This window comes from Pseudomonas sp. OE 28.3 (assembly GCF_014268205.2).
Taxonomy (GTDB): Bacteria; Pseudomonadota; Gammaproteobacteria; order Pseudomonadales; family Pseudomonadaceae; genus Aquipseudomonas; species Aquipseudomonas edaphica.
Genome location: NZ_CP077082.1, coordinates 3,353,388 through 3,372,305 on the forward strand (window position 1 = coordinate 3,353,388; position 18,918 = coordinate 3,372,305).

13 protein-coding genes and 1 pseudogene are annotated in these 18,918 nt (G+C 57.0%); 9 read left to right on the forward strand and 5 right to left on the reverse strand.

Annotated features, from left to right (window positions below; translation table 11 throughout):
* Nucleotides 1–37 precede the first annotated feature (37 nt).
* The 3 genes and pseudogenes from HU759_RS15070 to HU759_RS15080 form a co-directional block, all read right to left on the reverse strand.
* A complete protein-coding gene (locus tag HU759_RS15070; RefSeq protein WP_170037229.1) occupies nucleotides 38–1,999 on the reverse strand; it encodes an FAD-dependent oxidoreductase in 1,962 nt (653 codons plus the stop codon).
* Nucleotides 2,000–2,512: 513 nt separating this feature from the next.
* Nucleotides 2,513–3,214 carry a VIT family protein gene (locus HU759_RS15075; protein WP_138453478.1) on the reverse strand — a complete coding sequence of 234 codons (702 nt, stop codon included), beginning with the start codon at nucleotides 3,212–3,214 and terminating at the stop codon, nucleotides 2,513–2,515.
* A pseudogene (locus tag HU759_RS15080) lies at nucleotides 3,211–3,633 on the reverse strand (FAD:protein FMN transferase); the annotation flags it as partial. The pseudogene HU759_RS15080 and the gene HU759_RS15075, both read right to left, overlap by 4 nt.
* Nucleotides 3,634–3,708: 75 nt before the next feature.
* Between HU759_RS15080 and HU759_RS15085 the strand changes: the two are divergent.
* Entirely contained in the window at nucleotides 3,709–4,320 is a 612-nt protein-coding gene (locus tag HU759_RS15085) for a hypothetical protein (protein WP_225932986.1), read from the forward strand.
* Between the two features lie 96 nt (nucleotides 4,321–4,416).
* Nucleotides 4,417–5,340 (forward strand): universal stress protein, encoded by a 924-nt coding sequence (locus tag HU759_RS15090; protein WP_186616890.1) that lies wholly within the window; start codon nucleotides 4,417–4,419, stop codon nucleotides 5,338–5,340.
* A 117-nt stretch (nucleotides 5,341–5,457) separates the two neighbouring features.
* Here the strand turns inward: HU759_RS15090 and HU759_RS15095 are convergent, their stop codons facing one another.
* Nucleotides 5,458–6,027: a GNAT family N-acetyltransferase gene (locus HU759_RS15095; RefSeq protein WP_128589179.1), complete on the reverse strand. Its 570-nt coding sequence runs from the start codon at nucleotides 6,025–6,027 to the stop codon at nucleotides 5,458–5,460.
* A 194-nt stretch (nucleotides 6,028–6,221) separates the two neighbouring features.
* Here HU759_RS15095 and HU759_RS15100 point away from each other — a divergent pair, with 194 nt between their 5' ends.
* A complete protein-coding gene (locus tag HU759_RS15100) occupies nucleotides 6,222–7,430 on the forward strand; it encodes an acetate/propionate family kinase (protein WP_170037232.1) in 1,209 nt (402 codons plus the stop codon).
* A 948-nt stretch (nucleotides 7,431–8,378) separates the two neighbouring features.
* On the opposite strand, the gene HU759_RS15105 is transcribed toward HU759_RS15100, so the two are convergent.
* The gene (locus HU759_RS15105) at nucleotides 8,379–9,029 is read right to left on the reverse strand and encodes a response regulator transcription factor (RefSeq protein WP_170037235.1); all 651 of its coding nucleotides are present in this window, start codon (nucleotides 9,027–9,029) and stop codon (nucleotides 8,379–8,381) included.
* Nucleotides 9,030–9,340: 311 nt separating this feature from the next.
* On the opposite strand from HU759_RS15105, the gene HU759_RS15110 reads away from it, so the two are divergent.
* The 6 genes from HU759_RS15110 to HU759_RS15135 all read left to right on the forward strand — a co-directional run bounded on the left by HU759_RS15110 (nucleotide 9,341) and on the right by HU759_RS15135 (nucleotide 18,883).
* On the forward strand, nucleotides 9,341–9,901 hold the full coding sequence (locus HU759_RS15110) for a fimbrial protein (protein WP_133714348.1): 561 nt from the start codon (nucleotides 9,341–9,343) through the stop codon (nucleotides 9,899–9,901).
* 25 nt (nucleotides 9,902–9,926) lie between these two features.
* Complete coding sequence (locus HU759_RS15115) at nucleotides 9,927–10,673, forward strand: fimbria/pilus periplasmic chaperone (protein ID WP_138451070.1); 747 nt, start codon at nucleotides 9,927–9,929, stop codon at nucleotides 10,671–10,673.
* A 260-nt stretch (nucleotides 10,674–10,933) separates the two neighbouring features.
* Nucleotides 10,934–13,426, forward strand: coding sequence for a fimbria/pilus outer membrane usher protein (locus HU759_RS15120; RefSeq protein WP_225932987.1), 2,493 nt, complete (start codon nucleotides 10,934–10,936; stop codon nucleotides 13,424–13,426).
* Nucleotides 13,423–14,124: a fimbria/pilus periplasmic chaperone gene (locus HU759_RS15125; protein WP_138451073.1), complete on the forward strand. Its 702-nt coding sequence runs from the start codon at nucleotides 13,423–13,425 to the stop codon at nucleotides 14,122–14,124. Before HU759_RS15120 ends, HU759_RS15125 begins: the two co-directional genes overlap by 4 nt.
* Nucleotides 14,125–14,221: 97 nt before the next feature.
* The gene (locus HU759_RS15130) at nucleotides 14,222–15,793 is read left to right on the forward strand and encodes a ShlB/FhaC/HecB family hemolysin secretion/activation protein (RefSeq protein WP_225933060.1); all 1,572 of its coding nucleotides are present in this window, start codon (nucleotides 14,222–14,224) and stop codon (nucleotides 15,791–15,793) included.
* Between the two features lie 72 nt (nucleotides 15,794–15,865).
* The gene (locus HU759_RS15135) at nucleotides 15,866–18,883 is read left to right on the forward strand and encodes a filamentous hemagglutinin N-terminal domain-containing protein (RefSeq protein ID WP_170037244.1); all 3,018 of its coding nucleotides are present in this window, start codon (nucleotides 15,866–15,868) and stop codon (nucleotides 18,881–18,883) included.
* Nucleotides 18,884–18,918 lie beyond the last annotated feature (35 nt).

Genomic DNA, 18,918 nt, shown 5'->3' on the forward strand with positions numbered 1-18,918 from the left:
AGTCTTTTTTGCTTGTGCGTCAGTAGGTTGTTTCCGTTTAAAACGTAGGCCGTTGCTGTATTGGCGATTGCCCCTGATAGCGTGGGTAATCGTCCAGGCTAAACCCTCCATTGAAGGCTGCTTGGGTGGTGTGGCAGAGGTTGATCACCGCATCGACGGCGCCACGCAGGCAAGGTTCGGTCCAGCCGGCATCCACCGAGAAGGATTCTCCCGCCAGATACAGCCCGGAAACAGGGCTGTAGTCGCGGTTGTACTGCATCAAGCTGACCGCGTCGTAATAAGTGCCTGCGCGATACAGCTTTGCGCAGCCCAGCGCGTTCTTGTCAGTCATCCAGCGTTGAACGACGGCGTTTTTTGTGTCGATGTAAGGCGATATCGGCGTTTTGATATTGGCGCTGCGCAACAAGATACGGTCCAGTTCCGTGATGCATTTCTTGATCAGCGTTTGATCGTCAAAGGCGGCCAGTTTGGTGGCGTCATCCTCCCAGGTGTAACTGAGCAAAATGCAGTCATAGGGATAGGTGTCGTGGTAGCGGTAGGTGTACACATCGTGGATAAAACTGTCGGTGACCATGATCTGCGGGATCTTTTTGTTTTTCGACAGAAAGCTCTTTTTCAACGGCGCGTAGACCTTGCAGCTGGTTTCCCAGTGAGCGGTTTTGTAAGCGTTGGTGACGGTGTACGGCAGCATGGCCTGATTGAAGTTCTCCAGTTGAATATGGGTTTCGATGATCCAGGACGGCAGCGTCATGATCACGGCGTCGAAGTCTTCATGGCGTTCGGTTTTGCCGGTGGCACTGCTGGCGCGCCAGTCGTAAGTCACACGGATTTGGCCGTTTTCCAGCTTGGTCAGTCGTGTCACCGAGCTGTCGGTGAGAAAACCTGCGCCGCGTTGCCGGCTGTGATCATAAAAGGACTGGCCGTTGACGTTGGTTTCCATAAACAGCAGACACTCATCCAGCGCAGCCAGGCCAAGGTAACGCGGCGCTTCGAACGTCAAGTCACTGCAGTCTTTGAGAGTGGTTTCCCCCAAATACGGTGACGGCGCGGGGTTGCCGTTAACGCCAACACGCCCATGCACCAGCTGCAGTTGACTGCTGAAACCAAAGATCGCCGTGCGTAAAGGGTAGAGGCAGCACACGTCATAAAACGCGCCCCAACTGCCATCGCCGATACCGATTGAATAGAAAAGGGTGGACTCTTCCGGGGTCATGCCGAGCCCGCCGAAATCGCCGGGAGTCGATGGCTTCCACGCAATACTTGCCAGTGTCACCAAGTCACGAAAGGACAGCTTCTGGTAGCGAGTGACGATGGCGGACCATAGGGATTCCCACTGCGGTGTGCCATAGCTCTGCGCGACTTGTCGGGTCATCTGATCAGCGAATTGGCGCCATTTGGCATACACCTGCTGCAATTGTTCTGTGGGGGGCGGTGTGTGGCCTTGAGGGTTTTTCCAGATCAGCATTTGCGGCTCAGGCTGCCCCTCAAGCAACCCTTCACGCAGGTAAATACCGGTGCTGCGCACATGCGGTGTGCCTGGGTTGGGGAAATCGGATAGCCGCAGTTCAAAGAGTTTGCAGTAGTAGGCCAGCAGGGATTGGCCGTCTAAAGGCGATTCACCGACCTGATTGAAAAGTGGCATGCGCATGGCACCCATCTCAAAAGGTGTCTGCCCCAGCAGGGGTGATTGGCCTAAGTTGAGCACCGATAGATGGCGCCCACCAATGCGATGGGACTGTTCCAGTAAGGTGACGTTAGTGAACCCGCAGCGAAGCAACTCACGCGCAGCAGTTAACCCGGTGACGCCAGCGCCGACGATGCAGATCTTGTAGTCGGGTTGGGTCGCTTTGGCGATGCCAAATTCCTGCTCGACCAATTTCCGATAGTTGAAGCACAAGTCTGGCGGACTGGGGAAACGGCCTCGCCAAGAGGATGTGTCATGTGTCGGAAGGTGCTTGGCGGCGAAGGCGGGGTAGTCGTAGGTGGATCCGATGGTCATGGCTCACGCTCCAGAGTCTGCTCGGTCGGGTGAAGGGACCGTTGGCAATGGCGGGTGAATGTAGTGAAGCGAGGAGGCGGTGGGGTGGTAGATCTTTGTGGTGACCGCTAGTTGGGTTAATGATGAAGGCCGAGTAGCTCTCGAAGTCGGTTCGCGTCCAATCAAGCAAACAGCGATTGTTCGCGAAGCTCCAGTTGTGTATGTGTGACTCATAGTTTAGATCGATAAACGTGCAGCGTGACGACTTTTGTTGTCGGCGAGTATTTATTTTAGGTTTCTGTTAATCAGATTAAGTATTGCTTTAATGTGCCTGAATAAAACCAAGTGACGAAGTCAAAAAATGGAATAAGTAATGGAGTCGCGATGGCTTTTTTACCGTACTGCTGGCATTGATTTGGGGGATGTTCGTCGTTCGGGTGGCGCTGAAGTTTTTAGGCTGAGAAATGCCTTCAAGGCGGCACGTCGCAGCGCTGGAACTCCAGGCCCCGTCTTCGCGCCCAAAAAACGCGCTAACTAAACTACCGCCCCGAACAGCGCCCCCACGGCTGCCGTAATGCCCATGGCCAACGCCCCCCAAAGGGTTACCCGCCAAGCGCCGATCCCTATTTTTGCCCCCCCGGCTTTGGCTGCAATGGCGCCAAGGCCAGCAAGAAATACCAGCGACATGCCGGATATCCACGGCACAACACTGTGGGACGGGGCGACGAAAATGACCGCCAGTGGCAGGGCGGCGCCGAGCACGAAACTGGCGGCCGAGGCGAGGGCGGCTTGCAGCGGTTTGGCCGTGAGTGCTTCGCTGATGCCTAGCTCGTCTCGGGCGTGTGCACCCAGTGCATCGCGTGCCATTAATTGATCGGCCACCTGATGGGCCAGTTCGGGGGATACCCCCCGTCGCATGTAAATGTGGGCAAGCTCGCTGTGTTCGGCTTTCGGGTTGCTAGCCAGTTCGGCCCGTTCCCGCGACAAGTCAGCCTGTTCGGTATCGGCCTGGGAGTGCACGGAAACGTATTCACCCGCCGCCATGGACATGGCTCCTGCCACCAGCCCGGCCATGCCGGTGACGATCAGCGTGGAGTGGGTGGCGTTGGCAGCGGCGACGCCGATCAACAAGCTGGCGGTGGAGACGATCCCGTCATTGGCGCCCAGTACCGCGGCGCGAAGCCAGCCGATACGGTCGCTGCGGTGTAGCTCGGTGTGCCTGTGCATGAATTTCATGGGTTAGCGCGACTCAGGTTATTGACGGGGTTGGATCCTTCGGCTTCAGCCTGCGCTTGCAGTTTGCCGCCGACAATCGATATTTCCTTTAGCTCTTCACCGTTGCGCACCACGAACAGTGCGTCCATCCCGCGCTCCTGCGCCAAGCGTGGGCCTTCTATTTCTCCCAGCACCATCAATGCCGTGGCCCAGGCATCGGCGAGCATGCACGAACCCGCCACGACGGTGACCGCTGCAAGTGCGTTGCGCAACGGTGCACCGGTAACGGGGTTCATGGTGTGGGCGCAGAATTGCCCATGCACCTCCACCCAGTGGCGGTAATCCCCGGACGTGGCGATGGCGGCATCGATGAGTTCCATTGCGGCCATGACTTCCCGTACGCCCCGGCAGGGTTTTTCAATGGCCACGACCCAGGGTTGGGCAGGATCGAGCGGGGTGGGGCACCTATTCCCATTGGTTTGGAAACCAAACTCCAGCGCATGGACGTACTGCACATGGTCGGATTGCACAGTGCCATCGAAAAGGCCAGTGGGCTGTTGGGTAAAATCGCCCGGCCCAGCACGGCAACCGATTTGTTAACCCTGTCGTTGGGGATGATACTTGGCTTGCTGATCGGTCTGATTCAGGTACTCGCGTATGGCGCATCGGTGGGGTTAGGCAACGCAGGTGGCCTGTTGGTCTCGGGCATTATTGTGTCGTCACTGGTCTCGCGGGTTCGATTTTTCGGCAATACACCCAATGCTGCTCGCAACATTCTTGAAGACATGGGGCTGATCTTTTTTGTCGCCATCGTCGGCGTCAACGCGGGAGCAAACCTGGTCTCGCAACTAAACGGAATGATTGCGTTGAAAATCTTTCTGTTGGGGTTTGTCGCTTGCACGATTCCGCCCTTTATCGTCTGGGCTGTCGGTTTCCATATATTCAAGATCAACCCGGCGATCCTGATGGGCGGTGTTGCAGGCGCACGCAGCCATTCGGGCCCTGCGCGCGAGGCCGCCAAGGAAGTGCAGAGCAGCGTTCCCTGGATCGGCTTTCCTGTGGCTTATGCCGTGTCGGGCATATTGCTGACGGTCTTTGGTTACTTTGCGATGGTACTGGCTCACTAGCGGTTCGACTCCTGCGCCCGGATAACTGACAAGGATCAAGTTATCCGGGCCAGAAACGCTCAGTCTGGAGTCTTATTCATGCAGCCGAGGTGCACCATGTCCTATACACAGCGCTTACTGTTGATTGCCCCGGCTGCCATCATCCGAACGGCAGCGTTCGACCGGGCGAATGCGTTGGCTAAAGCCATGCAGCTACCGTTGCATATCGTCGCATTTGATTATCTACAAGCCTTGGCGGTAGCGGGACTGTTCGCTCCCGAACAAATAAACCAGGCAAGGGATGGGTATCTGCAGACCCGTGGCCAGTGGCTGGAGAAGCAAGCCGAGCAGGCACGCCAGCAGGGCATTCATGCCACAAGTGAAGTGATCTGGATTAAACACCCATACGAAGAAATCCTGCAATTTGTCAACGAGACACAACTGGCCCTGATTATCAAAGATGCCGAGGAAGAGTCTGTGTTGAAGCGCATCTTCTTCACACCGCTGGACTGGCAGCTGCTGCGCAATTGCCCCGCGCCGGTTCATCTGGTGACCAACAGTCTCAACCCACTCCCACGCAATGTGCTTGCTATCGTTGATCTGTTGCGCAGCGAAGAACAAGACATTGTGTTTAACGACCAGATCGTCGACGCCGCCGTGAAGTTGGCCGACCAGTGTGATGCCAGACTTGAGTTGGTCCACGTGTATGACTGGACGGCTGTATACGCCCAAGACATGGGCTATGGCGCGCTACCGTTGGCCACCGGGATTTATGAAGCGTTGGGCGTGGCCCAGCGTGAGGCGTTCGCGGCCCTGTGCGAGCGGCATGGTGTACCTGTGGAATGTCGCCACTTCATCGAGGGCATGCCACTGATGAACATCTGTGAGTTCGCCACCGACCATCATACCGACGTCATCGTGATGGGAACCGTGCAGCATAGAGGGCTGAAAAAACTCTTGGGAACCACCGCCGAACAGCTCTTGCATCAGGCGCCGTGCAGTGTGCTGGCGGTAAAGCCCGGGCGAGTATTGCAGTCATGAATGCTACTTGACCCGGGGCGTCGTTGTGCTGGACGGTGCCATGGACGATGCAATCACCTTGGCCGGCAAGGACTTGCCGACCAACCCGCTCTTTGCAGCGACGACCGGCTTGAATGCTCAGTTCAGCGCTAATCGATACACGACTTGCGTCGCATCCAGCGGGTCGCGATGACTGTCAAAGCCCAGTTCTTGCGCCAAACCGCGCATGTGAGTGTTCACGGCTGAGTCCATCGACATCATGGACTCAAAACCATTGAGGCGTGCCGCATCGATCAAGTGTTGCATCAGCCGTTTGCCCAGGCCTTTGTTTTGCCATTGATCGGCAACTACTACCGCCGATTCGCACTGAGTGTCGCCCTCGGCCGAGGCATAACGCGCGACGCCGATCTCGATCAAGTGCCCACCGTCCATGAACAGTGCGACATACGCCATCTGTTGCGGGCTGTTGACGGCCATCAATTGATTCATGAGGGCGTTACCCGGCTCAGTGATGCTGCATAGAAAGCGAAAATGCCGTGACTCGGGAGAAAGGTTCTTGATGAAGGCGAATTCGCGCTCTCGATCTTTGGCTTCCAACGGGCGAATGAGTACATGGGTACCGTCCTTCAAAGGATCGATCCAGTGATCGGTTTGAACGTCCGACACGGTGGGGGTGCTGTTTGAGGCGTTATGGGGTAGGGCGGTCATGGTGAGATTCCTCGTCAATCGTAAATACCACTGAAGCGAAGCTGCCTCTCTTGTGTACCCCTCGGATGTCGGGTGTTTCTGATCCAGGTCAAGACTGCCAGCTTATTGGCGATCAGACTGACCATTGGTTGTTCGAGCGTGCCGTTGTCAGGCGTTGGCGGCTTGGGTAAGAGGGTTCATTCACGAGGTGCTTCATGACTGACGATTCACACCATGTGCTGCTGGTCCTGAATGCGGGGTCGTCGGGTATCAAATTTTCGCTTTACCAGACGGACATTGTTACCTGGCGCGGACCTGAATGCCTGGGCAGCGGGAGTTTCAACGTTCATCAGGATACCGAGCACCTGATCTTCAAGCGCACGGGCGCCCAAACCCGAAAGGAAGAACAGTGGCCACGCAACGCCGCCACGCCGCCAGGCGGAACCTTGTTCAATCTGATGGACTGGATTGAGCGTCATTACGCTTGGCAAATCTGTGCAGCGGCCCATCGTGTGGTTCATGGCGGAGATCGTATTGAGGTGGCGCAACGGGTCGACGACTCGGTGATGGCTGAACTCCAAGCGCTTATCCCGATGGCGCCCCTTCATCAGGCCCAGTGCCTGGCGCCAATCATCTACCTGGCGCATGAGCACCCAGGCCTGGCGCAGTTCGTGTGTTTCGACACTGCATTCCACCACACCCTCGACACGGTGGAAGTGACCTACGGACTGCCCCGGGCGTTGACCGCGCAAGGCCTGCGCCGCTATGGCTTTCATGGTTTGTCCTACGAATACATCGCCAGTATTCTGCCCCGATACGACAAACGAGCGGCGAAGGGCAAGACCATCGTCGCCCACCTGGGCAACGGTGCCAGCCTGTGCGCGATGCATAACTGTGTCAGTCAGGCAACGAGCATGGGCTTCTCCACACTGGACGGGGTACTCATGGGCACTCGGCCTGGGCATCTCGACCCGGGCATCCTGCTCTACTTGATGCGTGAACGCGGCATGAGCGTATCGTCCCTGGAACACCTGCTGTATCACGAATGCGGGCTCCTGGGTGTGTCAGGGGGAATCTCCAGCGACATGCATGTATTGCAGGCCAGTGAAGCGCCTGAAGCCAAAGAGGCGGTTGCTTTGTTCGTACGCAGCGTTGTGCGTGAGATTGGAGCGTATGCGGCCGTATTGGGCGGGGTAGATGCGTTGGTATTTACGGGAGGCGTCGGTGAAAACGCCACCCCGGTGCGCACCTCGATTCTTGACGGTTGCCAATGGCTGGGGGTGCAGCGCGATAAGAGTGAGGCAAATAAGTTATCAGGCTGCCTGTCGATGCCTGGCAGCCCTGTGTCGGCCTGGGTCATACCCACTGACGAAAATCTGATCATGGCCCGACATGCCTTGCGACGGCTGCACAACCTTTCCTGAATCCTTACCAGGAATTGCTTCCGAGGACTAATGTGTTGTCCTTAAGGAGTGGACGTAATGGATATGGATAGCCTGATACATAATTTTACAAGTGGGCGATGTCATTTGTTCATGGGCGATCCTTACATCAATCAATGCCTGAGTTTTTCTACGAGTTGTGGAGCCTGATGTTCACAGATTTATGTTCATGAGGGCCTCTGGCTTATCTGTAGAAGACTCCTAGGGATTGTCGGCCGCCTCAAGCACCGAGGTGCTGACAGCAGCGCTTTGCACGATGGAATCAAGAAGGTGTTTTGGCTGGACGGATACGATCAATCCGCTGGAACACCTGGCCTTTCTCGATCCCGGCAACTGTTATCCGGTTGATGATGGTGAGTGCAGGCGTGTGGAACGTGGTTGCTTCGTGTCTTGATGGTCGATGTTCATTGACCCTCGGTATCAGGCTCACGCATGTTGAAGGTCACCCGATAAAGTATGCGAGCGCTAGCCTTAAATCGCCTGAACAGCGAAATTCTCTTACGTTGCGTACGGAGGGCACTATGGCTGTGTTTACGTTTGGTCATCCACCGCACGTCTTTTGATATTTGAAAATGCGAAAAAACGAATACGTTCTCGGTTTATTCTTGCGTAAGCGCAATAAGATATAAATCTATATACAGTCAGGGTAAAGACGCCCGATGCACTTCCCGTTTTCTTCTAAAAAAATTAAAGCAAAAGCCACAGTAACGAGTGGCTTTGTCTTTTCTGTGATGTAAAAAATAGGCACTTTGGCGTTTTTCTTTGTTTTGCGAGATTTTAATTGCGGCAACACTTGAAAACGCGTTGGCCGGTACGGCCTTCACATCAGTAATCGCTTGGAGCTATTATTTGCACATCGTGAAATGAGCTGCGGATCCAAATTGCAGATGCGCGGTTTAAAATTGATAAATACTGATCATGGACTCGCTGTTAGAGTATCGTTAAAGTCTTCGCGATATGGCCGCCTCTGCGCGCCGCGTCAATCATACCAAGCAGATTGGAAGTATTGAACTTATATAATAGTCTGAGTTTGTAAGCGCTCGCAGTCTTATGGCTGATCATTAAAAGCTTAGCTATCTCCTGATTGTTCATTCCCTTTGCCAAAAGTGCCAGGATATCGGTTTCGCGCCTTGTCAGCGTTACTGGCTTTGTTGAGTGCGATGAGTAGTTGTGATTAATGGCCTGTTGCATTTTTTGTGTGATATATGGGAAGTGACTCTTGCCTCTTAGCAAGTCTTTGATAGCACATTGTATTTCACTCAGTTCAGCAGTTTTTGAGACAAAGCCGGAGGCGCCGGCTTTCAAACAGCGGATTAAATAATTCTCGGCATCATAGGCAGTGAATGCGAGTATTTTGCTTGAGCAATTACCCAAGGTCAGTAAAGAGATCACGTCCAACCCGTGTATTTTTGGCAGGTCGAGTTCCAGGATGAGCATGTGCGGCTCAAGCCTGTACACCATGTGCAGAGCTTCTTGCCCATTTTCAGTTTCGGCGACGACAGTGTGGCCACTCTGTTCCAGAAGTCTCTTGACCGAATAACGCATCAACGCATGGCGGTCTGCGATAACAATGGTGCTCATTCGTAAAGTCCTTTTCCGAGTAACGTGCCCGATGCTATAGGGGGCGAGCCCATCGCAAGTAAGGCAGGCCTCATTCGATGATGGCAGCACTTAGTTAAATATGGTTTTGGAGGTGCTGGCAAAAAAATTATCGTCAGTGCGAAATGTCTTTAGCCATTGTAGGAAAGATCTATAAATAAACCGCAAGAAAGTCCTGTATCGTCGTTTCGGTCTTCTGGTAGTTATATTGGAAGGTGCATGTCGAGATAGTTGCGCCTTAATGGGGTGTCTGCTAGTTGAGCGGTGGCAAACTTAATTAATAAGGATATGGTATGAAAAGTGTTTCTTTGAAGAAACTGATTGCATCTAGTTTTCTTTGCGCATTGGTTGCGCCTTCGCTGGCCTATGCGGCGGATGGGATTGTAAACTTCTCGGGCAGCATCACAGATGTGACCTGTGACATTAACGGCCAGGGGCCAGGCGACGGCAACGTGACCAATGTGGAACTTGGCCGGATCGCGCCAGGTACATTTGCCGCGATTGGCAACGCGTCACCGTTTGTGCCGTTCAAGCTGCAATTGTCGGGTGCGCAATGCACTAACGACGCCAAGGTTTCGATCGATTTCGATCAAGTTGAGAACATCGATTCGGTCACCGGTAATCTCAAGCTGATTGGCAGTGCACCTGCAACAGGCGTGCAGATTCAAGTATTCAACGATACGGCCAATGGCAAGAAAATCCAGCTGGGCCAAAGAGAAACAACGCCTCAGGTGGCAGTGGTCAAAGGCAATACTGCGACCTTGTCCTACAAAGCGTCTTACGTATCGACCGCGCCTGCTGTCACTCCGGGTTCTGGCATTTCGTTCGTACGCTACACGCTGGCCTATCAATAACCGCTGACGATGCAGGAGGTGGTTCATGGCGCCGATAGCGCGTACGTATTCTCTCGCCATCGGCGCTGTGTTCCTCGGGCTGTTTGTGCAAGCGTCCCAGGCAGCCATTGTGGTGCAAGGCACTCGAGTCATTTTCCCTGCCGGTGTGGATGACGTGACGGTCAGGTTGGCAAATACCAGTAGTGAGCCAGTACTGGTGCAAAGCTGGGTGGATGATGGACATGCAGAAATGGCCCCTGAGGATGTTCAGGTTCCCTTTGTTGTCGCGCCTGCGGTCAGCCGGATTGACCCCAGTGGTGGCGCGGTGTTGAGGATCAGTCGAACCCAATCCATTGCTGTCACCGACCGCGAATCGCTGTTCTGGCTCAATGTGCTGGAAACTCCGCCGCGCAGGGCTTCGGATGATGCGGTGTTGCAGTTTGCCTTCAGGACGCGACTCAAGCTGCTTTACCGCCCGACCGCGCTTGCATCGGGCGTAGACGCTGCTCCCGAGCAGCTCAAATGGACGGTTGTAGCGACGCCCAAAAGCACGGGTGCGACGAACCTGGAGGTGGCGAATCCGACGCCGTATTACGTGTCCTTCGGCCATGTCGAAGTTGACTGCGATGGCCAGGCGTTTCCCGTCAAAACCGGGATGGTTGCACCGTTCGGCAAGACAGTGCTCACAACCTCAACCCGCTTTAACTGCCACGCTAGTGGGCCAAAAGTGCGTTACGAAGCCATCAATGACTATGGCGCAAGGCGGATGTTCGAGCAGCCCGTAGACAAATAACGCCACAGGCCTCGCGCTTCTTTCCGGTTCCGGCACACAGCCGTGGCATGGGACTGACTATGTTTTTACCTGTTCGATTTCGACCGAGAGCATTCGGTGGTCTGGCTATGCCATGGGCGAATGAAAGTCGTCCTTGGGCACTGTTTTTATTCATTGCCGTCCTGTTGGGAGGGCAACTTCAGGCATGGGCTCAGGATGTGCCAACGGCAACGCCTGTCACGCCCAGCCAGCTTGATGAACCGATCATTTTCGATTCACAGATGTTAATGCAAGGAGCGTCCGGCATGGCCATTGATACCACCCGTTTTGAACAGCCGGACCGCAATGTTCCTGGGACTTATCGCTTGGATATCCTGATCAACGGCCAATGGCGTGCGATCCAGGAGGTCGAGTTACGGGCAGTCGCCGGGCTTGCGGATGCACAACCATGCTATAGCGCCGAACTACTCATGCGTGTTGGCATAGACCTTGAGCGTAGTCGCAGAGGACGTGGCAGCGATCAACAGAGCGCGGTCGTCCCGCAAGGACTGACCTGCGACAAGCTTGAGCGTTTCGTGCCGGGCGCTGCCATCAGTGTTGACCTGCCCGAACAGAAACTGCGCATCACCGTTGCGCAGTACTACCTGCAACGGCCCGCCACCAGCACCTATGTCGACCCGTCCAGTTGGGACAGTGGCGTAACAGCCGGCTTGCTGAACTACGACGCCAACCTGTTCAGCGCTCAGAGCCAAGGGCGCCGAGACACGCATGCTTATTCAGGGTTGAACATGGGCCTGAACCTGGGGGGTATCAGGCTGCGGCATAACGCCAGCCTGACCTGGTCGCCCACATTGGGTGGGCGTTACCAGCGCGGTTACGCCTATGGTCAGGTCGACCTCACGGGCTGGAAGTCGCAGTTGCTGTTCGGCGAGAGCACTACCAGTGGTGAGTTGTTCGATGCGGTGTCGTTTCGCGGCGTCCAGCTCGAAAGCGACGACCGCATGTTGCCTGATACGCAGCGCTACTACGCCCCAGTGGTACGTGGCACCGCGACCTCCAATGCCAAGGTTTCGATCTATCAGCGTGGGTACCTGGTCTACGAAACAACTGTAGCGCCCGGCTCCTTTGAAATCGCCGACTTGCAAGCAGCGAGTTTTGGTGGCGACCTGCGGGTAACAGTCACCGAAGCCGATGGTCGCGAACACGGGTTCGTCGTGCCATTTGCTACGACGGTGCAATTACTCCGCCCAGGCTCAACGCGCTACAGCCTGGTGGCCGGTCAGTTGGTGGATCCCGGTTTGCACGGCCGACCTCCGCTTGTCTTGCAAGGCACCCTGCAACGCGGCCTGGACAACAACCTGACCGGTTACGGCGGCACCGCACTGACCCCCGGCTATGTATCCGGCTTGGCAGGCATGGCGCTTAATACCCGGTTCGGCGGTTTCGCCGCCGACCTTACTGCAGCCAGCACCGAACTCCCCGCAGGGCAGACCCAGCAGGGTTCCAGTTTGCGCCTGTCGTACAGCAAGAACCTGCCCAATAGCCGCACGAATTTCTCGTTACTCGCCTATCGCTATTCAACCTCAGGGTACTTGGGGCTTCACGATGCGGTAGCGCTTCAGGATCGGATGCGCAACGAGTCCGGGCGCGCCACCGACTTCGCCCGTGTACGCGCTCGGTTCGACGCCAATATCAGCCAGGGGCTGGGCACCGATGGAGGCAACGTATATCTCAACACTTCCTCAAGCCAGTACTGGCAGCAAGCGGGGCGGACCCTCAGTTTCTCCATGGGCTACAGCAATCAGTGGCGCGGTAATTTCTACTCGATCGCGGCCCAGCGTAGTCATAGCGCATCGCCAGGTGGGCTGCGACATGCAAGGGATCAAGACGACACGCAGCTCACCTTCACGCTGTCGATTCCCTTGGGCCGCGATGGGCATGGCGGTGCGGTGATCAACAGTTATGCCAGCCATGACCGTCGCTCAGGCCGGCAGATGTCTACCGGTATATCCGGCGCCTTCAGTGAGCGCGGCGATGCGTCCTATGCCGTTTCGGTCGCCCATGCCGACCGGCAGCGCGGTGCCTCCAGCAATGCCAGCGTCAACTACCGCCTGCCTCAAGGTGCGTTCGGTGCAAGTCTTTCTCAGGGGGCGGATTATCACCAGCAGTCACTCAGTGCATCGGGCGCCGTAGTCCTGCACCCGGGCGGCATGACGCTTGCGCAAACCCTTGGCGAAACGGTAGGTGTGGTCAAGGCGCTTGACGCTGAAGGCGCAAGGGTCGGTTACACAGGGGCGAGCGTTGGTAAAGATGGCTACGCGATCGTCTCTAGCCTGAGCCCTTATCAACTCAACCAGGTTGATGTCGACCCGCAAGGCGTACCCAATGACATAGAGCTACAGGTCAGTTCACGCAGCGTTGCGCCTCGCGCAGGCGCCGTGGTGATGCTGGATTTTCCGACGCGTAGATCCCGCCCGCTGTTGATCGACAGCCGACGCAGCAATGGCCAACGCCTACCGTTTGCTGCCTCAGCCATTGATGTGCAGAGCGGCCAAGTGATTGGTGCGGTGGGGCAGGGCAGCCGGCTGGTGGTACGCAGTGACAAGGATCGTGGCTCGATTCGCGTGGAGTGGGGCAGCGATGCCGACCAGCAATGCCAAGTGGATTATGCGTTGCCCGAGCGCCACGCCCGCGAAGGCAGCGCGTTCGAGTTGCTCAATCTGGTGTGTCACGACATAGACGCCCGGCCTGCAGGTAAGGAGCGCGGGTTGTGAGGTCGCTTTATGCCGTGTGCCTGCTGATTTGCGCGCATGCCAGTAGCAGCCAGGCAGCGTTGACGGTGACGGGAACTCGCTTCGTCTACGCAGCCGATGCACGTGCGCTGACGGTACGAATCAGTAATGGCGGCGAAGCGCCGATCCTGGCCCAGAGCTGGTTGGACCGTGGCCAGATCAATCAAGACCCCTCAGGCCTGTCCGTGCCGTTCGTAGTCAGCCGTCCGTTGTTGCGCTTGGACCCTGGGCAGCGCAGTGCGCTTGAAGTCCGCTACACCGGCGAAGCGCTGCCCGCCGACCGCGAGTCGCTGTTTTGGCTGAACTTCCTTGAAGTGTCACCGCTGCCGCCACGCAGTACGCATCTGCTGCGGCTTTCGTATCGGTTGCGCATGAAGCTGCTGTTCAGGCCGGTGGGGCTGGCGGGTAGCGCGGAAGAGGCGGGCCGACAGTTGACTTGGCGCGCACACCGCAAGGTCCTTGAGGCCTGCAATAAGGCACCGTTTTTTGTCTCGCTCACTGCGCAGCGACTGGAGCCGGGAGCCGCTGACGAGGTTCAGCGCAGCGCCACGATTGCGCCATTTACCTGCGCGGATTTCCCCCTTACAGGGGCGTCGGCGACACCCACTTTTATCCATTACCAATTTGTTGCAGACAGGGGAGGAATGATCGATGCACGGGCGCCGGTTCACCATGATTAACGGTTTCGCGACGAGGCCTTTGCTCGCCGTCGGTGTCGCGCTGGCGCTCTCTGGCGTGCCCTCGGTGTGGGCACAAGTACCCAGTGCGGGGCAGGTGATGCGTGACATTGAATCTCTGGCACCGGCACCCCTGCCTTCTGCGCCGGTGCAGGTGGATATGCCCCCGCCTTCAGCACCGTCTCAGGCAACGCCTGGCGGCGGTATGCAGTTGCAAGTGAAAGGTTTCGAGATCGACGGCAACCGGGTCTTCAATCGCGAGCAATTGCTTGAACTGCTGGCCGATTTGCCGGGCCAGTCGTTGGACCTCGCCGGGCTACGCGCCGCTGCACAACGCATCACACAGTATTACCAGGGCCACGGGTATGCACTGGCGCGGGCTTTTTTGCCCGCCCAGGACATCGATCAAGGCATCGTGCTTATCCAGGTGCTGGAGGGGTATTACGGCCGCATCGAGTTGAACAATCGCTCCCGCGTGATCGATGCTGTGTTGCAGCAACCTTTGTCGGCATTGCGTCCGGGTGGAGCGGTCTACGACTCAGATCTGGAGCAAAGCCTGTTGTTGCTCAGCGATCTTCCAGGCGTGGCAGTAAAGGGCACCTTGCGCCCCGGATCGCTGCCCGGCAGCACCGACTTGGTGGTCGATGCCGAACCTGGCCCCTTGTACGCCGGCACCTTGGAAGCCGACAACTACGGCGACCGCTACACCGGCGAATATCGCCTTGGCGCCAGCCTGGTTTTAAACAACCCGCTGCGCCTGGGTGATGCCCTCACCATGCGCCTGCTGCAAAGCGATCAGCACCAACGTTACTACCGCTTCGGCTACAGCCTGCCCGTGGGCCCGTGGTCGACCACCCTTGGCACCTCTTATTCGCGCATGAGCTACCAACTGGGCAAGGACGTAGAAGTGCTAGAAGCAAAAGGCCAAGCCACCGTGCGCAGCCTCTTTGCTTTGCAACCCTTGATTCGCAGCCGCACCTTCAACCTCAGCGCGCAATTGCAGTTCGACGACAAGCAACTGCAAGACGATATCGACCTGTTCGACCTGCGCAGCCCCAAGCATGTGGAATTGTGGACCCTGGGTATCAATGCCAGTGGCCAGGACCGCTGGCTGGGCGGTGGGCAAAGTTTTGCCTCGCTCAGCTACAGCGCCGGGCGCCTGGGTATCGGCGAAGCCATCGATCGCACCATGGATAGGCTAAGCGCCGGCGCCGCGGGGCATTTCACACGCGCAAATCTGAGCCTCGGCCGATTGCAGTACCTGAGCCCGCGCTGGCAGCTGTACAGCCAATTGAATGCGCAGTGGGCGGGTAACAACCTCGACAGCTCCGAGAAGTTTGGCCTTGGTGGCCCCAATGGTGTTCGTGCCTACGCGTTGGGTGCCGGCAGTGGTGACCAGGGCTGGCAGGCCAGCACCGAGCTGCGCTATCTGGCGGCGCCGGGCGTGCAGTTGAGCGGCTTCGCCGACCGGGGCGTGATCACGGTCAGCAAGCAACCCTGGACCGCGCAAAGCAATCAGCGATCACTCACGGCCGCAGGGGTTAGCGCCAGTTGGCGCGGCGCCGGGCAACAGCTCAGCGTCACCGCAGCATGGCCCGTCCACGGCACTGAGCAGAACGACGCACCGCATCAGGACCCGCGCGTGTGGTTCAGCGCCATTCAGTATTTCTAAGCACATTCGTGCCTGGAAGCAGTACCGCCTTGCAACGCTATGCAAGGCGTCATTAAGGAAGAGGAAATTCATGTGAACAAGGTTTACTCACTGGTCTGGAACCACGCGATGAGCTGCTGGAAGGTTGCTCACGAAGGAGCTCGCCGGCATTGCAAGACTGGCGCCAAATGTTCGGCCATCGGCACGCTGGCGTTGTTGGGCGCTGCACCGGCATTCGCTTTGCCGTTAGGCGGTACGGTAGTCTCCGGCAAGGGCGACATATTGGGATTCGAATCCAACTCGCAAATGTCGATCAACCAGCACAGCGACAAGTTGATTACCAACTGGACGGACTTCAGCGTTGCCGCAGGACAAAAGGTGGTATTCAACCAACCGAGCGCCACTTCCATTGCGCTCAACAGGGTAATCGGTACTAACGTCAGTAGCATCAAGGGGCAAGTGGACGCCAATGGTCGCGTGTTTCTGGTCAACCCCAACGGGATCGTGGTCGGTCAAGGCGCACAGATCAATGTCGGAAGCTTGATTGCTACCACCAAGGACATCAAAGACGCGGATTTCCTCGCTGGCAAATACACCTTCAGCGGTGTTTCCAATGCAGAAATCAGCAACAGCGGCACGATCAACGCGCAGCAGGGCGGCAGTATTGCGCTACTTGGCAACCAGGTGCGCAACGATGGCGTTATCCAGGCCCAGATGGGCCAGGTTGCGTTGGGCGCTGGGAATGATTTCACGGTCAATTTCGACGGCAACCAACTGCTCAATCTTCAGGTCACCGGTGATGCGATCAACGCCCTGGCGCAAAACGGCGGCTTGCTCAAGGCCGACGGTGGCCAGGTGCTGATGACCGGTAAAAGCGCCAATGCGATGTTGCAAACGGTGGTGAATAACCAGGGCGCCATCGAAGCCAAAACCTTGAGCGGCAAAGCTGGCCGTATCACGCTGGATGGCGGCGATGCAGGTACGGTCAAGGTCGGCGGTTCGCTGCAGGCTCACGCCCAAAATACCTATGGCAGCGGTGGCATGATCGAGGCCAAGGGCGCCACGGTCGAGACCCAACTGGGAACCCAGGTCAATACACTGGCCACCAATGGTCAGACCGGTACGTTTAAAGTCAGCGCCAAGACAGTCCAGATTCAGCCAACTGCAGCATCAGCGGGGAAGACCGCCTACTCCGACACGTTGTCGCGCAACTTGATCAGCACCAATATTGAGCTGGTCAGTACCGACGGTGATTTGAACCTGGCTGGGCCGATAGCCTGGAACAGCGCCAATGGTCTGACCTTGAGCGCGACCGGGAACGTCAACCTCGACGGTAACGTGGATGCGACCGGTAGCGGTGCGCGTGTAGCGCTCAACGCCGGTGGTGATGTGAACGTAAACAGTAAGGTTTCACTGACCGGGCTCTTCAGCGACCTCACATTGAATCACGTAGGGGATTCGGTATTAGGCACGGGCGGTCAGTTGACCTTGTCTGGCGCAGGGGCGACGTACGCCTCCAATGGTGATCGATACACCGTGATCCAGAACCTTGCGCAGTTACAGAACATCAACGCGAACCTCAACGGCCATTACGTGCTGGGTAATAACATCGTTGGCCGCGAGGCTCAATTCAAGGCGATTGGCGATAAATCCGTCTTCGGAGGTGTTTTCGATGGTTTGGGCAACACAGTGAGCAACTTGTGGGTCTCCAGCACCGGCAGTAACAGCGGGCTGTTTGCGGTCTCCTCAGGCACGATCAGCAACCTGACACTGGCGAGTGCGACTATCAATAATGGTGGGTCGCAAGCCTATGGGTTTGCAGCGATCGGAGGGCTGGTGGGGCTGAACGTCGGTACATTGTCCAACGTGACTGCCCGCAACCTCTTGGTCAACGCTGGCAGCAGCGGGGCGAACAGCGTCGGTGGGGTTGTTGGGCAAAACTACGGTGGCACAATCAAAAATGCCGTGTCCAGTGGGCGCGTGGCGGGCAACGCGTATACGCACGCCATCGGCGGTATAGCCGGTGAAAACGTTACGACCTCAGCCGGTACGGCACGGTTAGACCATGTGGTTTCAAATACCGTGGTGGGCGGCGCCATGCAGCGAGACGCCATGGGTGGCGTTGGCGGGCTGGTGGGTGCCAACCAGGGTGGCGTCATCACTGATGCCATCAGTACCGGTTCGACAAATGGCAACGGCGCCGGCGTCAATGTTGGCGGCCTGGTGGGTTTCAACTCCAGCGGTTTGCTTGAGCGCACGGAGTCATCGGGTGAGGTACGCGGCACCGGTGCCGGTAATGTGGGCGGTCTGGTAGGCTTCAGCAAAAACGGCGACATCATCCAGTCAACCTCTACCAGCAAAGTTACAGGGTCCGGCGCCATCGGTACCGGAGGCTTGGTGGGAACTAGCCAGAATAGCAGGCTCAAAGAGGTCAAGGCTGGCGGCGATGTATGGGATAGCGCTGGGGAGAATGTTGGTGGTTTGGTGGGGAATAATATTTCCGGCACCATTGATACAGCACAAGCCTTGGGCACTGTCACAGGCGGGCGCAATGCTCGGGTTGGCGGTCTGGTGGGGAACAACTATGAGGGCACCATCAGTCATTCTGTGGCTCGCGGAAAAACCAGCGGGTCGATTTCAAGTCAGGTGGGAGGCCTGATAGGGGCCAATGCTGGCGAGTTGCAATCGGTTGAAGCCAGTGGCGCGGTGGTGGGTGGGGAAAGCAGCTATGTCGGCGGCCTTGTCGGCACCCACGGCAGCAACTTCAGCAGCCATATTGAATCGGCCATGGCCAGTGGCACCGTTCAGGGGGGCGTGCGTGCAATTGTGGGCGGCTTGGTCGGTTTAAACCAGAGCTCTATCACCAACTCATCGGCAACTGGCGGGGTCAGTGGTGGCACCAATGCCACCCTGGGGGGCTTGGTCGGCATGAACGCCGGAAACGTTCGCCTGTCTGTCGCCACTGGGAAGCTCACCGTGTTATCGCCTTATTATGGCCAGACCTTTGGTGGCTTGGTCGGGGCTAACTTCGGTGATATGGCATTCAATGGCGTCTCCGGAGAGGCTGCGCTTGTGCCTTTGTATGGCATAAATTTTGGCTCCATTCGTTGATCGTTAACCTTTCCTTCTAATCCCAGACGGCCTGA